This window comes from Tissierella praeacuta (genome assembly GCF_040396155.1).
GTDB classification, from domain to species: Bacteria; Bacillota; Clostridia; order Tissierellales; family Tissierellaceae; genus Tissierella; species Tissierella praeacuta_A.
On sequence record NZ_JBEBOY010000014.1, the window covers coordinates 41,513 to 59,975 of the forward strand.

Annotated in this window: 21 protein-coding genes; 20 read left to right on the plus strand and 1 reads right to left on the minus strand. The window is 34.5% G+C overall.

Annotation, left to right across the window (positions count from 1 at the left end):
• Positions 1-8 precede the first annotated feature (8 nt).
• The 15 genes from ABWP20_RS08835 (at position 9) to ABWP20_RS08905 (ending at position 15,588) form a co-directional block, all read left to right on the plus strand.
• On the plus strand, positions 9-3,533 hold the full coding sequence (locus ABWP20_RS08835) for an S-layer homology domain-containing protein (protein ID WP_353095432.1): 3,525 nt from the start codon (positions 9-11) through the stop codon (positions 3,531-3,533).
• A gap of 17 nt (positions 3,534-3,550) precedes the next feature.
• Positions 3,551-3,781, plus strand: coding sequence for a DUF6133 family protein (locus ABWP20_RS08840; RefSeq protein WP_503012522.1), 231 nt, complete (start codon positions 3,551-3,553; stop codon positions 3,779-3,781).
• Positions 3,771-4,199: a prepilin peptidase gene (locus tag ABWP20_RS08845; protein ID WP_353095433.1), complete on the plus strand. Its 429-nt coding sequence runs from the start codon at positions 3,771-3,773 to the stop codon at positions 4,197-4,199. Before ABWP20_RS08840 ends, ABWP20_RS08845 begins: the two co-directional genes overlap by 11 nt.
• A gap of 12 nt (positions 4,200-4,211) precedes the next feature.
• Positions 4,212-5,030 carry a Flp pilus assembly protein CpaB gene (gene cpaB / locus ABWP20_RS08850; protein ID WP_353095434.1) on the plus strand — a complete coding sequence of 273 codons (819 nt, stop codon included), beginning with the start codon at positions 4,212-4,214 and terminating at the stop codon, positions 5,028-5,030.
• 1 nt (position 5,031) lies between these two features.
• A complete protein-coding gene (locus ABWP20_RS08855) occupies positions 5,032-5,841 on the plus strand; it encodes an AAA family ATPase (protein WP_353095435.1) in 810 nt (269 codons plus the stop codon).
• Entirely contained in the window at positions 5,835-7,400 is a 1,566-nt protein-coding gene (locus tag ABWP20_RS08860) for an ATPase, T2SS/T4P/T4SS family (protein ID WP_353095436.1), read from the plus strand. The genes ABWP20_RS08855 and ABWP20_RS08860 overlap by 7 nt, the downstream gene beginning before the upstream one ends.
• Positions 7,400-8,329: a type II secretion system F family protein gene (locus ABWP20_RS08865; RefSeq protein ID WP_353095437.1), complete on the plus strand. Its 930-nt coding sequence runs from the start codon at positions 7,400-7,402 to the stop codon at positions 8,327-8,329. Before ABWP20_RS08860 ends, ABWP20_RS08865 begins: the two co-directional genes overlap by 1 nt.
• 5 nt (positions 8,330-8,334) lie before the next feature.
• Positions 8,335-9,207: a type II secretion system F family protein gene (locus ABWP20_RS08870; protein ID WP_353095438.1), complete on the plus strand. Its 873-nt coding sequence runs from the start codon at positions 8,335-8,337 to the stop codon at positions 9,205-9,207.
• Between the two features lie 11 nt (positions 9,208-9,218).
• The gene (locus ABWP20_RS08875) at positions 9,219-9,614 is read left to right on the plus strand and encodes a DUF4320 family protein (protein ID WP_353095439.1); all 396 of its coding nucleotides are present in this window, start codon (positions 9,219-9,221) and stop codon (positions 9,612-9,614) included.
• Between the two features lie 85 nt (positions 9,615-9,699).
• Positions 9,700-10,245, plus strand: a complete 546-nt coding sequence (locus tag ABWP20_RS08880; protein WP_353095440.1) for a hypothetical protein — start codon at positions 9,700-9,702, stop codon at positions 10,243-10,245.
• 84 nt (positions 10,246-10,329) lie between these two features.
• Positions 10,330-10,941 (plus strand): DUF6550 family protein, encoded by a 612-nt coding sequence (locus tag ABWP20_RS08885; RefSeq protein WP_353095441.1) that lies wholly within the window; start codon positions 10,330-10,332, stop codon positions 10,939-10,941.
• Between the two features lie 64 nt (positions 10,942-11,005).
• A complete protein-coding gene (locus ABWP20_RS08890; RefSeq protein WP_353095442.1) occupies positions 11,006-12,697 on the plus strand; it encodes a DUF8193 domain-containing protein in 1,692 nt (563 codons plus the stop codon).
• Positions 12,698-12,722: 25 nt separating this feature from the next.
• Positions 12,723-12,980 (plus strand): DUF3852 family protein, encoded by a 258-nt coding sequence (locus tag ABWP20_RS08895; protein WP_503012523.1) that lies wholly within the window; start codon positions 12,723-12,725, stop codon positions 12,978-12,980.
• A gap of 580 nt (positions 12,981-13,560) precedes the next feature.
• Positions 13,561-15,378, plus strand: coding sequence for a reverse transcriptase domain-containing protein (locus ABWP20_RS08900; RefSeq protein WP_353095443.1), 1,818 nt, complete (start codon positions 13,561-13,563; stop codon positions 15,376-15,378).
• 75 nt (positions 15,379-15,453) lie between these two features.
• Positions 15,454-15,588: a DUF3852 family protein gene (locus tag ABWP20_RS08905; RefSeq protein WP_503012524.1), complete on the plus strand. Its 135-nt coding sequence runs from the start codon at positions 15,454-15,456 to the stop codon at positions 15,586-15,588.
• 59 nt (positions 15,589-15,647) lie between these two features.
• Here ABWP20_RS08905 and ABWP20_RS08910 read toward each other — a convergent pair whose 3' ends face one another.
• A complete protein-coding gene (locus ABWP20_RS08910; protein WP_353095444.1) occupies positions 15,648-15,848 on the minus strand; it encodes a hypothetical protein in 201 nt (66 codons plus the stop codon).
• A gap of 186 nt (positions 15,849-16,034) precedes the next feature.
• Here ABWP20_RS08910 and ABWP20_RS08915 point away from each other — a divergent pair, with 186 nt between their 5' ends.
• From ABWP20_RS08915 to ABWP20_RS08935, 5 genes are all read left to right on the plus strand, one after another.
• Complete coding sequence (locus tag ABWP20_RS08915; RefSeq protein WP_353095445.1) at positions 16,035-16,937, plus strand: conjugal transfer protein TrbL family protein; 903 nt, start codon at positions 16,035-16,037, stop codon at positions 16,935-16,937.
• Positions 16,938-16,957: 20 nt separating this feature from the next.
• On the plus strand, positions 16,958-17,308 hold the full coding sequence (locus tag ABWP20_RS08920) for a DUF7768 domain-containing protein (RefSeq protein ID WP_353095446.1): 351 nt from the start codon (positions 16,958-16,960) through the stop codon (positions 17,306-17,308).
• Positions 17,309-17,416: 108 nt separating this feature from the next.
• Positions 17,417-17,590 carry a DNA cytosine methyltransferase gene (locus ABWP20_RS08925; RefSeq protein ID WP_353095447.1) on the plus strand — a complete coding sequence of 58 codons (174 nt, stop codon included), beginning with the start codon at positions 17,417-17,419 and terminating at the stop codon, positions 17,588-17,590.
• Between the two features lie 3 nt (positions 17,591-17,593).
• Complete coding sequence (locus ABWP20_RS08930) at positions 17,594-17,851, plus strand: hypothetical protein (RefSeq protein WP_216556894.1); 258 nt, start codon at positions 17,594-17,596, stop codon at positions 17,849-17,851.
• A 2-nt stretch (positions 17,852-17,853) separates the two neighbouring features.
• Positions 17,854-18,441, plus strand: a complete 588-nt coding sequence (locus tag ABWP20_RS08935; RefSeq protein ID WP_353095448.1) for a hypothetical protein — start codon at positions 17,854-17,856, stop codon at positions 18,439-18,441.
• The last annotated feature ends 22 nt before the right edge of the window (positions 18,442-18,463 follow it).

Consider the following 18,463-nt stretch of genomic DNA (forward strand, 5'->3'; position numbering starts at 1 on the left):
ACGTAATAATGAAATATAAATCAAAGAGAATAATTAATACTCTTTTAGTAGTTTGTATTCTAATGACCAATTTTATAGGTTCTGTCTATGCTGCAAAGCATATATTTTCAGATAGTATAGGGCATTGGGCAGAGGAAACAATTAACCTTCTTACAGAGAGAGGGATCATTCAAGGATATCCCGATGGACTATCTCATCCGGATAATGTTATTACAAGGGGAGAATTTTCAGCTCTCCTAGCAAGAACTATGAAACTTGAAACTAAAGACAGAGAGAATGTTGGTCTAGTATTTGAAGATATCATAGGTCATTTTGCCCAAAAGGAAATAGAAGCACTTGTTTATGAAGGAATCATTCTAGTGGAGGACTATGGTAAGTTATATATACCTAATAAGCCTATTAGTCGAATGGAAATAATTAAAATGTTAGTTAGAGCAACAGGAAAAGAAAATCATAATCCAGATTGCTCCTGTGATACAGGATTTATTGATGAAGAGAATCTAGCTAAAGAAGAAATTGAATATATTTGTCTTGGAAAACAATATAACATCATTTCTGGTTACCCAGACAGAACCCTTCGTCCTGATGGTGAATTTACTCGTGCTGAAGCCTTTACAATGCTTATTAAGCAGGAGAAAGCCAAAGAAAAGATAGAGGGAGATAAAGCTAAGGATAAAGATAAAAATGAGCAAGAAAAGCCTGCTATATCACCAAAACCAACTGATAAGCCTACGGACAAAAAAACAGATAGAGATAGGGATACAGAAAACAGTTCATCTTCAGGTGGCAATTCAACTTATGTTCCAGCACCAAAATATACTTTTGAACTTCCCCTTACAGCTTATGTTGATGAGGAAATAAAAATTGTTCCAATAGGCTCAAATGTAAAGTCAGTTACATGGGATATTAATAAAGAAGGTCTTCAAGTAGATTTACTTTCAGTTATTGATGGAGAACTAAAGGAAGATGGCGGCACTATTAAAATCAAATCTATTGGAAGTTATACTTTTACAGCCACAGCCATAAATAGCCGTGGGAAAGAGGTTAAGCATGAGCAAACCATAGATATTTATCCAGTAGTTTCTGCTGAGTTTAAACTACCTGAAACAGCCCATACAGATACAACAATAGATGTTGATCTATCCTCCGAAAACTTAGGGGATAACCCTGTAGCATGGTCAATTCAAAGGGATGGCAAAGAAATCGACTTTGATACGAATATTACAGGGGAACTTACAAATACAGGTGGTTTAATAACATTTAACAATATAGGGACATACGAACTAACAGCCGTTATCACTGATGAGTTGGGGAAAGAAATCAAAGTAAGTGATGTAATTAGAGTATATCCTGTGGGAGAGATTGAGTTAGAACTTGATAAAATAACCCATACAGATAAAAGCATTATCTTAAAAACAGAAACAAAGAATACTAATGATATGGAGTTAATATGGACTCTTACCAGGAATGGAGAAGAAGTCAATATTTCAGAATTTATTGAAGGGAATATATCATTAGAAGATAGTATCATAGGTTTCAAAGAAAAAGGTGTATACAATTTAATTCTTTCAGCTATAGACGAAACCGGCAGAACATTTACAGATAAGGTATCCATTACCGTATATCCTGTAGGTTCTGCTGGTTTTTATTTACCTGAAATATTCCATACAGATGATGAGATAAAGCTCGAAGCAACCTTTGAGGAAATTGGAAATCGTGATGCAGAGTGGTCACTTATCAAGGATGGCAAAGAAGTAGGACTTTCAGATTTTGTTAGCGGAAATCTATCCAATAATGGAGGAATAGTTACTTTTCCTTATAAAGGTGAATATATTCTAAAAGCTTTCTTCACTGATGATGGAGGGAGAATATATGACTATGAGCAAAGTTTTAAAGTTTACCCTGTGCCAGCTGTTGGTTATACATTACCTAAGTATGCCCATACTGACAGCTATATTAATGTAGAGGTAAATAGCACAGAGCTTGATGGACTAGAGATTGAATGGCTTGTTGATAATACCTATGGTTTTCAAGATTGGCCAACCTATGTAGAGGGAAATCTAGATAACTCAGGAGGCAGTATTAGGTTCAAAAGAGCAGGTGTTTATGAACTAGTAGCTAGAATCATCGATGAAACTGGCAGAGTATTTCTCTTTGAAACAGGAGATATAATCGAGGTGCTTCCTGTATTAGATATAGGATTCGAACTTCCGAAATCAGCCTATACAGACAGCATTATTAATATTAGAACCTATGGTAATAACAATGTTCTTCCAGTGGAATGGAGTATTACCAAAGATGGTGAAGTTATATCAGAAGACCAAGCAATCTCTGGCAGTTTAAATGCACAGGGTGGAAAAATTACCTTTCTTACAGATGGAAATTTTATATTAACTGCAACAATGACGGACTTCCTAGAGAGAAGTTTTTCATATAGTCAGGAAATAACTATAAATCCAGTTATAGAGTATAGCTTTACCATGCCTGATTCCATTCACTATGGCAGGGAATTTGAAGTAAAAGTAGATTCCAAAAATCTTGGAGCAAATAAAGTTAGATGGACATTAGAAAAAACAGGTGAAGTAGTAGGGTTCAATGGTGAACTAGCCAATGAAGGAGGGAAAATCTCCATATCAGATACAGGTGAGTTTACTCTTATAGTCACAATTATAGATGGTGAAGGCAGAGTATTTACTCATAAAGAAAAGATTACTATTACTAATACTGCACCAACAGTAACCTTAACAGTTACACCAACTAGAACTGTTAAGAACGGTAAATTCTTTGTTGATATAAAGGCAACAGCTAGCGATCCAGATGGAGATGCAACAACTTTGGAATATGAAGGTACAACTAGTGATAACTATTATGCAGTAGGAACACATAAGGTCAGAGTACGTGCCAAGGATAGTGTTGGGGCTTATTCACCTTGGGTAGAGAAGAGTTTTACAATTAAAAATTCACCACCAACTACCCCTGTAATTACTAGGACACCAAGTGGAAATAGTGTTGCCCCTGGTACTAAGGTAACTATTACAGCTAAGAGTACTGATGCAGATAATGATCCAATTACCTATGTTTGGGGAGGGCGTAATGCTGAAACACAAGTCTACCCGTTAGGAAAAAATACGGTTCGCGTAAAGGCTGTGGATTCCACAGGTGCAGAGTCCCCATGGGCAGCCATTGTATTCTTTGTCGCTGATCCCAATGGCAGTGGAGGTATGATGTTAACTGGTCCTGATTCAGTGATTCTAGAAAATGGTTTAGAAGGTGCGACTATTACTGAATATACATTTACTGTTCCTCCTGTTGCAGGACATAGTGGAAGTGATTATGGCCGTGTTCGTGGATACAATGTAAAAACAAAACAGTGGGATGAACTTGATTATGGAACTACAAGCAATGGTATTACATTCGTTAAAACTCTAAGTGCTGGTATGTACTCTAAGCTTGAGTTTTATTATTATACGAATCACAATTGTATGTACGATAAATCTAATATTACCTATTCTGTAAGTTACCATTTTGAATAAACAAGGAGGAAATGAATATGGAAAGAACAATTGATAAAACAAATAATTTTATAACAAATAAAGCTATAGCTGTAAAAACAGCAATGAACAATAATAGGGGAGAAGGATATATTGATACAGCTGTAAAAATCCTTATTGCTGTAGTTTTAGGAGCATTACTTCTGGCAGGACTATATCTATTATTCGGTGATGTGGTTATGCCAACATTAACAGAGCGTATTAAAGAAATGTTTAACTATGCAGGTTAAGAGCATCTTGCAAGGGGTGCTTTTTTCTTTTCTGCTGATGGCGGCATCTTATACAGATATTAAAAAAAGGGAAATACCAGATACAATCTGTATGTTTATTGCCTTAATAGGACTGCTAAGATTTAGCTTTTTAAATCTGTTTGGGATAATTATTGCTATCCCATTTCTATTAGGAGCAGTATTAAAAGAAAACAGTATTGGTGGGGGTGATATTAAATTAACTGCCTCGGCAGGCATTGTCCTTGGATTTTGGAAAGGAATCTATGGGTTAATAATAGGGCTTAGTTTATTAGTATTATTTTATTTGTGCTTTATATTAATTTCTAAGATAAAGAAAAAGCAAGTGGCTAGGAATCTACCTATGCCACTTGCTCCATTTTTAGGGATAGGTTTTATGATTATATATTTTATGAATTAGGAGGAAAATGATATGGGATTTTTAAAAAATAGAACTGTAATAGGTGTGATATGTATCTTATTATCACTTCTTATATGCTTTGGACTTACACCATTATTTAATAAAGGGATGAGCCAAAAGACTGAGATTATGAGGGTGGTAAAGGAGATTAAAGCAGGGGATGAAATTACAAAGGACATGGTTCAATCTGTGGAAGTAGGAGGATTTAATTTACCTGAAAATATAATTCGGACAAAGGATAATGTTATTGGAAAATATGCTACATCAGATTTAGGAATAGGGGATTATATCTTAAATACAAAGCTATCTGATATACCAGCAGCAGAAAATGCCTATTTATATAATCTTGATGGAAGTAAACAAGCTATATCCATTACCATAAAAAGCTTTGCTAATGGGCTTTCTGGAAAACTTCAAAGTGGAGATATAGTGTCTGTGATTGCACCTGATTATAAAAAACAGGGTGAAACAGTTATTCCATCAGAACTTAAATATGTAGAAGTTATATCTGTAACTGCTTCATCAGGATATGATGCAAATACTGGTGAACAAGGAATAGAAGATGAAAGGGAACTTCCATCAACTGTAACCCTTCTTGTGACTCCAGAACAAGGAAATATCCTTGCTGAACTAGAGTCAGATTCTAAGCCACATTTATCACTGATCTATAGAGGAGCGCCAGAAAACACAAGGCAGTTTATTGATATGCAGGAAGAGATAATCAAGGAACTTTATTCAGAAGAACAGGAAAAAACAGATGAGGAAGTACCTGAAGAAAATAAAGTTGAGGAAAGCAAGATTGAGGAAACAATAGAGGGTGGGGTGGAGTAAATTGCTGAACTTTAAAAAGAAAGGTATATTCACACGAAAGACACAAGAAAAAGAACAAGAAGAGGTTCTTCATGGAGGTGTTTTAGCTGTTTGGGGAAGTCCCGGAAGCGGAAAAACAATCGTAGCCACAAAGATTGCCAAGTATCTAGCAGATAAGAAAAAGAACGTAGTATTGGTTTTATGTGATATGACAGCACCTATGCTCCCCTGTATTTGTCCTCCGTCAGATCTTGAATATGAAAAGTCCTTGGGAAGTGTTCTTGCTGCAGCCCATGTAAGTGAGGTCCTTGTAAAACATAATATGATTACCCATAAGAGATTATCATATCTAACAATCCTTGGAATGCTTAAAGGAGAAAATGAATATACTTATCCTCCATATACAGAAGTACAAGCAAGGGAATTAATTGAAAATCTTAGGAAAATAGCACCATTTGTTATTATTGATTGTGGCAGTTATATTGCAAATGATATCTTATCTGCAGTTGCCCTAATGGAATCAGATTCAGTATTAAGACTGGCCAATTGTGATTTAAAAAGCATCAGTTATTTATCCAGCCAATTACCCCTTCTTCGAGATAGTAAATGGGATGCAGATAAACAGTATAAGATAGGATCAAATCTAAAGCCACAACAGAGCATTGAGCATATCTGTCAGGCTCTTGGTAGTGTGGCTTTTAAACTACCTCATTCACAGGAACTTGAAGAACAATATCTTGCAGGAAATCTATTTGCAGATTTATCCATGAAGGATAGTAGGGCATTTAGAAAAGAAATAGAAAAGATTGCAAGGGAGGTGTTTGGGTGTTAGGTAAAAAAAGAGGTAAATCTGCGTTTCTAAAGGAAGAAAATCGACAAAGTGGAACATTTGCAAATGAAAATACAGCAAAAGATGAACTAATGAGCGATATATCTACTACTGAAGATTTAGCAGTAGAAGTGTTGGAAGTAGCAGAAGTAGCAGAAATAAGCAAGGTAGTAGAGGAAGTTAAGATAATCCATAGGGAGTTGGGCTCTGATAATAGAACCCACTCCCTATTTTTTACCCCAGAATCAGATGGTAAAGACTTTTCTACAGTCTTAAAAGATGTTCAAGAATATATTTCAAATAACTACTCTATCCTTATTACTGATGAAACAATAGAAGGATCTAAGGAACATCTAAAAAGATATATATCCAAATATGTACAAGACAGCCGAATCTCAGTAAAGGGAATGAGCGGGGATGAACTTATAGATGCCTTATACAGTGAAATGGCTGAGTTTGGATTTTTAACAAAGTATATACATGGAGAAGGTATTGAAGAAATTGATATCAACTCATGGAAGGATATAGAAATTCAGTATTCTGACGGAAGATGTGAAAAGTTAGAAGAACATTTTGACTCTCCTGAACACGCAATCAATGTGATAAGGAGAATGCTCCATATATCTGGAATGGTCCTTGATAATGCAAGTCCTGCTGTACTTGGACATTTATCAAAAAATATTCGTATAGCAGTCCTAAAGACCCCATTAGTAGATGAAGATGTAGGCATTGCAGCATCCATTCGTATTGTGAATCCTCAGAACATGAAAAAAGAGGATTTTATAAATGGTGGTACAGCAACAAATCCTATGCTGGACTTTTTATCAGAATGCATCCGTTATGGTATTTCTGTTTGTGTGGCAGGGGCAACCAGCTCCGGTAAAACAACAGTTGCAGGCTGGCTTCTTACTACAATACCTAATAATAAGCGAATATTTACCATTGAAAATGGCTCAAGGGAGCTATCTTTAGTCCGTGAAAAAAATGGAAGAGTGGCTAATTCCGTCATTCATACCATAACTCGTGACAGCGAAAATGAAAGGCAAAGGATAGATCAGATTACACTCCTTGATATGTCTCTTAGATTTAATCCAGATATTATTGTTGTAGGGGAGATGCGTGGAGCAGAAGCCAATGCAGCACAGGAAGCAGCAAGGACAGGGGTAGCTGTTCTTACAACGATACACTCAAACTCCTGCGAGGCAACTTACAGAAGAATGGTCTCTCTTTGTAAAAGAGCAGTAGATATGTCCGATGAAACACTGATGGGGTATGTAACAGAGGCCTATCCCATAGTTGTATTTTGTAAACAGCTTGAAAATAAGGAAAGAAAATTGATGGAGATTATGGAATGCGAAATCTTACCTGATGGTACGAGAAATTATAGACCATTATTTCAGTACATCATTACTGAAAATAGAATGGAAGATGGAGAGTTTATAATTAAAGGCTATCATGAACAGGTTAATAGCATATCAGAAAGTCTATCAAAAAGATTTTTAGAAAATGGAATGCCAATTAATACTATAAAAAAACTTAAAAAGAAGGAGGTACAAAGTTAATGAGTACCATCTTGTTAATGGCCTGTATCGGAATGGTTACAGGTTTTTTTATTTTGTTTAATATCTCACCAATGGAGTTTACAGATAATATCTTTAAAGGGTTAATGAACAAACCTAAGAGTATTAAAGATCAGATTAATGAAACGACTAAACGAAAGAAGTTATCCTTTTTCAGACGTGAAATTATTGAGGTTCAGGAGATTTTAAGAATAACAGGAAGAGAGAAGAAGTTCCCCATGCTTTGTGCCTTATCTCTTTTACTTTTTGCTATAGGAGGATCAATTGCAGTCATCCTTTGTAATTACTTTTTAGTCCCAGTAATGGCAATAGGCTTAATGTTTATACCATTTTGGTATGTTCGTATTACACAGACTCATTTTAAAAAGGCTATAGTAGCTGAACTTGAAACAGCACTTAGTATTATTACAACAGCGTATTTAAGAAATGAAGATATATTAACTGCTGTAGAAGAAAATATGAATTATTTAAATCCGCCTGTATTATCTGTATTTAGGGAATTTATTTCAAGGATAAAGCTTATAAATCCAGATATTACAGCATCTTTGCAAGAGATGAAAGGAAGAATTGACAATGCAGTGTTTCAAGAGTGGTGTGATGCTTTAATTGCTTGCCAGTTTGACAGAAGTTTAAAGACCACATTAACTCCAATTGTAAACAAATTGTCTGATATGAGAGTGGTAAATGGGGAACTTGAAAATATGGTGTTTGAACCAAGGAAAGAATTTATTACCATGCAGATATTAGTTCTTGGAAATATTCCTCTTTTATATTTTCTCAATAAAGATTGGTATCATACATTGATGCATACTGTAATGGGGCAGATTGTACTTGCAATATGTATTACTGCCATATTTATATCTACAGCTTTTGTAATCAAATTAACCCAACCAATAGAGTATAGGAGGTAGATAAGATGACATTTTTAATTATTATCTTTGGAATACTCCTTGCTCTTGGACTGTTTTTTATAATGGCTGATATTTTAAGACTTCCAAGTATTGCCACACAAAAAGCCATGCAATCAGCAGAAAAAAAAGGAAAAGAAAAGACAAAAAGTATAGATATATTACTTCTAGGATGGGCAGTAAAACTGGCAAAATACATTCCCATTGATGAGTATAAAAGAAATAGAATGAAAAATACACTGAATGCCTCTGGAATAAATATGAATCCAGAAGAATATATGGCATCTGCTATCGTTAAATCAGGTTTAATTGCATTGGTTGTAATTCCTTGCCTTATGATATTACCTCTCTTAGCACCAATTATTGCATTTCTAAGTATCCTTATATATTTTAAAGAAATACGAAAAGCAGATGAAGAGCTAAAGGGAAAACGAGAAAGGATAGAAAGAGAACTGCCAAGATTTGTAGCAACCATTACCCAAGAATTAAAGGCCAGTAGAGATGTATTATCTATACTAGAAAATTTTAAGAAAAATGCAGGAGAGGATTTTGCAAATGAATTAGATATATTAACTGCGGATATGCGATCCTCATCTTATGAAGCAGCCCTTACAAGGTTTGAAGCAAGGATAAACTCACCTATGTTATCAGATATTACTAGAGGGTTAATCGGTGTTCTTCGTGGAGACGATGGATCAATGTATTTTCAAATGCTTTCCCATGATATGAAACAATTGGAACTTCAAAAATTAAAAGCTGAGGCTATGAAGATACCACCTAAGATTAGAGTATTCTCCTTTATAATGCTTATGTGTTTTATGATGACCTATATGGCTATTATCATCTATGAAATAATCCGCTCTTTCAGCGGATTGTTTTAGGAGGTGCTTAAATGCTAAAGGTATTAAGAACTAATAAAGGAGAAGGGTATATTGATGTAGCAGTACTTGTACTTTGTGTTATGCTTATTATTGCTCTTGCAGTAAAGGTATTTCCAGTATACATTATAAAACAGCAAATAGATACATTTGCAACAGAACTTGTTAGAGAAGCAGAGATAGCGGGAAGAGTAGGGGCAGAAACGACAAATAGGGAAATCTTATTAAGAGATAAAATGGGTATTACACCAATGGTTAAGTGGTCAAAATCAGGACAGATTCAGTTAAATGAAGAGATAACTGTAACTATTACCTATGAAACTAATATTGGTCTGTTTGGAGGATTTGGTTCCTTCCCTATAACTTTACGGGCTGATGCTGCAGGGAAGTCAGAAGTATATTGGAAATAGGTGGATGATATATCTGTTTAAATAGGTAGTAAAAGTAAGAGAAGGTAGGAGTGAGTAAGAGAAAGTGAGAAGAGTAGGTGAAAGGATGCAGAAGATCAGACAAATATTAAGAGAAAAAAGAGGAAGCTCCTTTCCTTTAATTGTAGCTGTAACTTTGTGCCTTGTAATAATCATTACAGGTATATCCGAATATTTTAGATTGATGATTATAGCACAAGGTGTTCGTGATGCAGTGCAAGATGCCGTAATCTCTACAGTAAATGATAATTATGATGATGTCTATCATGGAATTCGTGAAGGGTATTCAGGAGGATATCAGCCAGTAGCAGATGATTTCGAAGAATCCCTTGATTATGGAGATGTTTATAATAGATTAGATACAATTTTAGGTTTAGAGCGAAGTGACGGATACCATGTAAAAACTATATCAGATAATAAAATGGAGTTCAGAATATGGAACTTAGATGTGGATATAAGGAATGCACCTATTGGAACAAGAGATACAGCAAGTTCAAGATTTAAGGTTGATTGCACCATTATGCTTGAAGTACCAGTATCCTTTGGAGGTAAACTTCTTCCTAGTATGAAGATACGAATAAAGACAAGTGGGGGATATACCCCTAAGTTTTAAGAGTTTAGAAAATATGAATAGACATTTGAAGACTCTTGTGGTAGGGTGTGAATTATAAGAAGCGGAAAAAGGAGGCAGAAATCTATGAAGAATATAAGTGATAAAACTAAAAAGTGGCTTGTAGTTACCGGAGGTTTGGTGATTTGTGCAATGCTTATACTTATGATAAGCTCACAGTTTAGAAAAGAACCAATAGAGGATACACTGCCAAATCAAAATATAGAAGTTGATGATGTAACAATAGAAAAACCAAAGGATACCGAAAAGGCAGAGAAAGAAGAAGTAACGAATGATGAAGATAAAACGGATAATGAAAAAGAAGATGAAATTATAGTACCACCAATTAAAACTCCAGATACACAGTCTACAAATAAAAATGGTGTAGATAAGGGAACAGAGCAGACTATTCAAAAAAATGTTGAAAAGCCTAAAGAGCCTACAAAAGAACAGCTAACAGATCCAACACAAAAACCTAGCGGTGAAAAGGTAACAGAGCCACCTGTAAATGTGGATCACGAGAAGGTAGAGAAACCTGAAGAGTTACCAAAACAAAAGGATGAACCAAAGGGTGGAGATAAAAAAGATGGTAAGATTTACGTGCCTGGATTTGGATGGATTGATGATATTGGAGAAGGTGAAGGAACTAAAGCTGAAGATATGTATGAGAATGGTAACAAAGTAGGAAATATGGATTAAATACAAATAGCAAGATAAACACTGTAGAAATGCAGTGTTTTTTTCTTTGCAGAAAGGAGATTCCATGAAGAGAATATTAACGTTTTTTATAGCCATTTTGATGATACTTAATTTAATAATACCTATTTCTGTACTTGCAGTTGGAGATGGAAACATAGATTCAGGCGGTGGAGGAATGGGAAGTGGTACAAATGACAATAAATGGTCACCTGGATATGATGGGGTGAGAGTGACTATAGTTCGTGCCAATAATCATTCAGTGGTAACAACTCCCATTGATTTAACTAATAAACAACCTGCTAATGTTCGCTTACATTTTGGGAAGGTTAGTAAATTAAATTATAACGGAGGGAGATCCATTTCACCTAGTAGTGATAGTTACTCTTTTATTAATCCTTCACAGTCCATCCCTAAAATAGTAAGTACAGATGGGAAAAACAATATAGATGCAATAAAAAGCTATTTTACAGATGAGCAGGTTATTCGTTCAATTGCATCTCGTACAGGAATGGATTATGACATATTAATTGGTGGAGATTATAAATTACTTCTAGAACCTATGGCATATTATACATTCCAAGGGGTTATGGTTGCTACAACAGCAACAGAAGCAGCTATGTATGATGAAAAACTGAGTGGGGGACTTAGGAGTAAGATGGTATCCTTATCTCATAAGAACTTGCCTCTTGCTATGTTTTTAGAGGTAGGGGATTTAGGATATCCTGCGTGGAAGGGTAGTACATCAACTCCTGCTTCTAATGCGGATATAAAATCTTCTCTAGGCCTTGGGATTGTACGTTTTACAGAGAAACCAGAACCACCAGTTGTAAGCACATATGATTATGAATACAGAGTAAATACTGAGGTAATCACATCTGTAATGGTAAGTGGAGGGCAGTCTGATCCTGATAATCCAACCTATGTGAGTTTTGAAATTGAAGCTAGAACCTACACTGTTGGAAATATATATTATCCTAGAGGTGATTCGCAGCTTGCTTGGGTAAAATGGATCACTCCTGATACAGAACAGGATATGATTATTAATGTAAGTGTACATGGTTCAGGAAGTACAACAAAATCGATTATCAATGTAAGGATTGTTGATTTAGATAAGAATCCGCCTCCAAATCCTGTAGCTGATGATAGAAATGATACATTCTCACATGCTCCTGTTCCAAATAGAGAGCAGAAAACAACAGCTAATTGGAGCATATGGAGTCCATGGTGGCAAGAGTATTGGGTATGGCATAGAACTGGGGAAGATTCAGGATATTGGTGTGACCATGGATGGTGGGAGTTTGACCTTGACCAATATAGTGCAAGACTTTCTGCTGATATGAGAATTACAAATGATAGTAAGAATCCTACTGCAAGCGGAAGTACTTTTAAAAGTGGATATGGCATTAATCAATTAGTAACATGCAATGTGAGTAGTAATCAAAGTTCTGCAATTACCTATCCTCAAAATGCTGTTTCTTACTTCCCAGAATTTCAATATGAAATCTATTGGAGGTTGTTAGATCGCACATCTAGTGGTTCAAGTCCGAAATTTGAATTTAAGAAAAATAAGTATTCCACATATAAGAACCGTACACATTTTACTCCCATATGGATGCCAGATGGAGCATATACAGTAAATACTTGGGTCATAGATTCTTGGACTCCTGATGGAATGCTCTCTATGAACCTTGCAGACTCACTTACAATAAGGGGAAATCTATGGCAAGACTGGCACATTGCGCCTCTAAAACCTTAAATACAGAAAAAGAAAGGTGGATTTTATGAAGAGATATAAGAGAAGTACATTAGCTATATGTATAGTATTAATGTTTACTTTAATGTTTAGTACTACAGCTTTTGCTGCAGGTTCGGGAGATGTAGCAGGTGCAATCGAGGGTACTTGGAAAGATGCATCCGGGCAAATTAAGACTGTAGTTAATAAAGTTGTGTTTCCTGCAATAGATCTTATTTTAGCAGTGTTTTTCTTTGCTAAACTCGGTATGGCTTATTTTGATTGTGCGCCCGTAAAGGCTATCTAATAATTGTGGAACTAGCAATCCAACAGGCTTGTGCTTTAATGCTTGTCATCAACCAATTTACCTGAGAGAGAAATCTTATAGGGGAAAATAGCATATTGGTAAAGCCATAAGTTGAGAAGTCGTCATCTCACGACTGAATGGCAAGATGAAAAGAATTATATGAGGATAAAGGTCATACTACTTGAACCGCAGTCTAAAGGGCTTATATAGGAGCTAAAACTCAAGACGGCTATAAGAGTTTTATTGCATATCTGTATTATATTAATCGAGTAAATACAGCCAGAGCTATATGCAACCTAACCACATAAATGGTAAAGGACGGAAACGGTATCCGACAATAATTCAAGCTATTATTATTTAGTTAAACGGGGATTACCTAACCCAAAACGCTGGTAAAAACTAGCTATGTGTAATGCCGAAAGGTGATAAATTTCAAGAGTAAAATCGAGAAAGATGACACTGAATATTTGGTATGGTAACGGAGCTTCCGTAGTAGTCCGAACAGGATAACGACCTGTACATGGCGAAGGGAAGCAGTTTGTTATCTTAACATTAAAGAAAGGAAGATGTGTGATACATTATGAGAAATCCAATCAATGTGTTAAGCAGTTTACAATCCCATAGCTCTAATAAATCATATGAATATGAAAGGTTATACAGAAATTTGTATAACAGAGACTTTTATTTACTTGCATACCAAAACATTTATGCAAACAATGGTAATATGACAAAAGGAACAGATGAGCAGACAATAGACGCTATGAGTTTAGAAAGAATTGATAAGCTTATAGCAAGCCTAAGAACTGAAGAATATCAACCAAATCCCTCAAGGAGAACATATATCCCTAAGAAAAATGGGAAAATGCGTCCTCTTGGTATTCCATCATTTGATGACAAACTAATACAGGAAGTAATTCGTATGTTATTACAAGCTATTTATGAAGGATACTTTGAAAAATCATCTCATGGATTTAGACCAGGCAGAAGTTGTCATACAGCACTTGATAGCATACAAAAATCATTTACTGGAACAAGGTGGTTTGTAGAAGGTGATATTAAAGGTTTTTTTGATAATATCGACCATAAAGTTATGATAGGAATAATGTCAAAAAGAATTAAGGATAATAGGTTCTTGCGATTGATAAATAAATTCTTAAAGGCAGGATATTTAGAAGAATGGACATATCATAACACCTATAGTGGGACACCACAAGGAGGTATTATCAGTCCTATTCTTGCTAATATATATCTTGATGAATTTGATAAATATATGCAAGAACTAAAATCAGAATTTGATAAGGGTAAGAGAAGAAAAATATTACCACAAGCATTAAAATTAGAAAGCTTAAAGGGAAGACTTGCTAAGAAATTAAAACAGACAGAGGATGAAAACCAAAGAACAGAGTTAATAGAACAAATCAAAGTAGTGACAAAGGAAAAACAGAATATTCCATACAGTGACCCTATGGACATAGATTTTAAGCGACTTCAATATGTAAGATATTGTGATGATTTTATAATAGGGATTATAGGAAGTAAAGCAGATGCACAAGAAATAAAAGATAAAATAGCATTATTTCTTAAAGACAATCTTAAATTGGAGTTATCAATAGAAAAAACATTAATTACAAATGCTCAAAATAAAGCACGATTTTTAGGATATGATATTTCAGTTAGGCAAAATAATGTTGTTAAAAAGAATGATAAAGGCATCAAATCAAGAGTTTTAAATGGTAGTGTGTCTTTGGAAATGCCAACTGAAAAAATGAGAGATAAGCTATTAGAATATGGTGCTATGACTATTGAAAGAACTGTATATGGAAAAGAGAATTGGAAAGCTAAATCAAGATATTATCTAAAAGATAATGATGACCTTGAAATCTTAGAGCAATATAATAGTGAAATTAGAGGTTTCAGGAACTATTACAGCTTAGCCAATAATTCCTCATGGGCAAATTCCTTTGGATATATTATGCAATATAGCATGTTTAAAACCTATGCAACAAAATACAGAATATCTATGAGTAAAGCAATAGATAAAATGCGTATAGGAAAAAACTTTGGTATTCATTTTAAAAATAAGAAAGGGGAAGAAAAAATACGTCTGTTTTATAATGAAGGTTTTGCTAGAAAACCCTTAGCTAGAACTTCAAATGTTGATATTATACCAAAAACGGTAATGTATTCAAGTAAAACAAGTTTAAAAAATAGGCTAGAAGCAAATATCTGTGAATTTTGTGGTAAAGGTAATTGTAAAATAGAAATACATCATGTTCATAAACTAAAAGATTTAAAAGGTAAGAGCTATTGGGAAAAATTCATGATTGCAAGAAATAGAAAAACCATGGCATTATGTATAAAATGTCATACAGACTTGCATTTAGGTAAACTGAATTAACAAATGGAGAGCCGTATACATCGAGAGGTGTACGTACGGTTCGGGGGCGAGTATTTGAAAACCTACCATAGCAATATGGCAAGGCGTTGGATACTTAGCCCACATCGAAAACATGGACAATTTGAGTGGAGTGGGCCAGCGATTTTGTTTGCATGTTTGGTATTCACCCTAACAGCTCCAACATATATTTGGAAGATACTCGGGATGTAATAAAAGAGTAGGATGTATCCATTTGGATTCATCCTACTCTATAAATTGAAATTTGTAATTTATTTTATCTTTTTATTATTACTATCTAAGATAGAACCAACAATAATACCAATAATCATTCCTAATCCAGCTCCTAAAGGTATGCCAAATGTAAAGTTACTTTTATTCATGATAATGCCTATAATAATTCCTACACCAGCACCAAAGCATAATCCAAGGGATATACCTATTGCTAAGTATTTATTTGTATCTTTTTTCATGTTATACCTCTTCCATAAATTCTTGTCTGTCAATATAATATCATATTCCGTTGCTATCTTCAAGCAATCTGTGAGTATTGACTAATATATACTCGGTATTAACTAGCTTTGAAAAGTATCACTTATTCTGTACATCTAACAGCAAGATGTACATTTTTTATTTCTTTGAAAGGAGGCAATAGTGAAATGTTTATATGGGATTTTATCTTGGGCGATATAATGAACCAGATTGTTGATTGGATTTATGGACAACTTATAGGTTTTCTTGCAGATTTCTTTGCTCAGATGGGAAACATGGGAGTGGAACTCTTTGAGATGAGTTGGGTACAGTCAATTGTTTTGTTTTTCTCTTATCTTGCCTGGTCATTATATGGAACTGGCCTTGTGGTATCATGCTTTGAAACAGGTATTGAATATCAAAATGGAAGGGGGAGTATTAAAGATGCAGGCTTAAATGCAATTAAAGGATTTATGGCAGTAAGTCTATTTACAATTGTACCAATAGAACTATATAAATTATCTGTTAACTTACAAGCAAGTTTAACTGCAGGAATTACAGGATATGGTACTGGAATTAGTGAACTAGCTTCAAATATTATTACAACATTAAATAATGCAGGAGATGTTACCAGTGTCGGTAGTTCAGGAATATTTGGTGGACTTTCTATAATAACAAGTCCATTTATGGCTCTGTTTATTATTATTTTAATGGGTTATGCAGTGATTAAAGTATTTTTTGCTAATCTTAAAAGAGGTGGGATTTTACTAATACAAATAGCAGTTGGAAGCCTTTATATGTTTTCTGTTCCTCGTGGCTATATTGATGGATTTATTCAATGGTGTAAGCAAATAATTGGTCTTTGTCTTACGACTTTTTTACAAGCAACCATATTGACAGCTGGACTAATGGTAGTAAAAGATCATGCATTATTAGGGCTGGGCTTAATGCTATCAGCAGGAGAAGTACCAAGGATTGCTGGGGCATTTGGACTTGATACATCTACAAAGGCTAATATAATGAGTGCAGTTTATACAGCACAGGCAGCAGTTAACACCACAAAGACTATTGTACAAGCAGTACCAAAATAAAAGTTTAAATGGAGGGTTATATGAAATTAATATTTATTGCATCTCCATATAAAGGAGATATAGAAAAGAATATAGAGTATGCGAAACAGGCTTGCCGATATGTGTTAAATGAAGCTAATGCCTTTTTTTGTCCTCATCTTCTCTATCCTCAGATTTTAGATGATAATAATCCAGAAGAAAGAAAATTAGGAATCAGTTTAGGAAAGGAAGTCTTGGCTAAATGCGATGAACTTTGGGCATTCGGCGATAATATTTCCAGTGGGATGTTCGAAGAAATTGAATTTGCAAGAGAAAGAGGAATTCCTATAAAAAGAATTACACATCTTAATATGGAAACAAAAGAACAGACTCTCTTAAGGTTAGGAATGTAAAAATGATTACCTTGGGGAGTCTTTTTGATGGGATAGGAGGATTTCCTCTTGCCGCTGTTAATAATGGAATTATTCCTATATGGGTAAGTGAAATAGAGTCCTTTCCCTTTGGAATGTGAAAAGCTTCAGGGCTTTCCTGATGGATGGACTAATATTGAAAAATCTTCGGATAGTGGAAGGTATAAGGCTCTTGGTAATAGTGTAGCAATCCCTTGTGTAGATTTTATTATGCGAGGGATTGCTTATTTTTTAAGAAAGTTTAAAGAAGAAGGAGATGAGTAAAGAATGTATATGTATCCCGATAATCTAAAAGCCAAGGCAACATTGTGGCTATGGGAATTAAAAGACATTGGAGTCATAGGAGTAGGACTTCTTATTTCTGTATTTGCTTTAGCACAACTAGGATTTATGCCACCAATTGTAATAACAGCAGTCTATGCATTTTTAACTATACAATTTGAAGGCACAAGTATATTGAATTTTATTCGATATGCCTGTGCCTTTTTTCTTTTAAAACAGCAAATTTTTGAATGGAGGTTATAAGATTGAGCAGAAAACAGAAACAAAAAGAAAGACAAAAACAGTCTACAAGAGAGTTGATTGGCATTGATGGAATTACAGATTACAGCATAAAAACTCAATATGGCGAATTAGTATATTTTATTATTCATCCAACCAATATATCAGTGTTATCTGATGAAAATGTAAGTGCTAGGATATATGCACTTATGACAGTACTAAAAGGAATAGCTGAAATCGAAATGCTGTGTCTTAATTCAAAGGAAAACTTTGATGATAATAAGCAGTATTTAAAAAGAAGAATGGATATAGAACAAAATCCTGTTATAAGAAAACTGTTACAACAAGATAGTATAAATCTTGATAGAATGCAAATACAGATGGCAACTGCCCGAGAGTTTCTAATTATTATTCGTCTTAAAGATGAAAAGGAATCAAATGTGTTTCCTTATCTTTCAAGGATAGAAAAGAGCTTAAAAGATCAAGGATTTGCAGCTAGAAGAGCAGATAATCAGGATATTAAAAGATTACTTGGAGTATATTATGAGCAGAATGTAACAACAGAGAAATATGAAGATTATGATGGAGAGAGGTGGGTAATTTTCAATGATTAAAGAAAGTAGAGATAGAAAATAT

Coding starts and splice junctions, on each gene's coding strand:
- ABWP20_RS08930 (WP_216556894.1), top strand. CDS start 17,594: ATGTATATGTATCCCGATAATCTAAAAGCCAAGGCAACATTGTGGCTA.
- ABWP20_RS08915 (WP_353095445.1), top strand. CDS start 16,035: ATGTTTATATGGGATTTTATCTTGGGCGATATAATGAACCAGATTGTT.
- ABWP20_RS08865 (WP_353095437.1), top strand. CDS start 7,400: ATGAGTACCATCTTGTTAATGGCCTGTATCGGAATGGTTACAGGTTTT.
- ABWP20_RS08900 (WP_353095443.1), top strand. CDS start 13,561: ATGAGAAATCCAATCAATGTGTTAAGCAGTTTACAATCCCATAGCTCT.
- ABWP20_RS08890 (WP_353095442.1), top strand. CDS start 11,006: ATGAAGAGAATATTAACGTTTTTTATAGCCATTTTGATGATACTTAAT.
- ABWP20_RS08905 (WP_503012524.1), top strand. CDS start 15,454: ATGGCAAGGCGTTGGATACTTAGCCCACATCGAAAACATGGACAATTT.
- cpaB (WP_353095434.1), top strand. CDS start 4,212: ATGGGATTTTTAAAAAATAGAACTGTAATAGGTGTGATATGTATCTTA.
- ABWP20_RS08835 (WP_353095432.1), top strand. CDS start 9: ATGAAATATAAATCAAAGAGAATAATTAATACTCTTTTAGTAGTTTGT.
- ABWP20_RS08840 (WP_503012522.1), top strand. CDS start 3,551: ATGGAAAGAACAATTGATAAAACAAATAATTTTATAACAAATAAAGCT.
- ABWP20_RS08885 (WP_353095441.1), top strand. CDS start 10,330: ATGAAGAATATAAGTGATAAAACTAAAAAGTGGCTTGTAGTTACCGGA.
- ABWP20_RS08895 (WP_503012523.1), top strand. CDS start 12,723: ATGAAGAGATATAAGAGAAGTACATTAGCTATATGTATAGTATTAATG.
- ABWP20_RS08910 (WP_353095444.1), bottom strand. CDS start 15,848: ATGAAAAAAGATACAAATAAATACTTAGCAATAGGTATATCCCTTGGA.
- ABWP20_RS08875 (WP_353095439.1), top strand. CDS start 9,219: ATGCTAAAGGTATTAAGAACTAATAAAGGAGAAGGGTATATTGATGTA.
- ABWP20_RS08845 (WP_353095433.1), top strand. CDS start 3,771: ATGCAGGTTAAGAGCATCTTGCAAGGGGTGCTTTTTTCTTTTCTGCTG.
- ABWP20_RS08880 (WP_353095440.1), top strand. CDS start 9,700: ATGCAGAAGATCAGACAAATATTAAGAGAAAAAAGAGGAAGCTCCTTT.
- ABWP20_RS08920 (WP_353095446.1), top strand. CDS start 16,958: ATGAAATTAATATTTATTGCATCTCCATATAAAGGAGATATAGAAAAG.
- ABWP20_RS08870 (WP_353095438.1), top strand. CDS start 8,335: ATGACATTTTTAATTATTATCTTTGGAATACTCCTTGCTCTTGGACTG.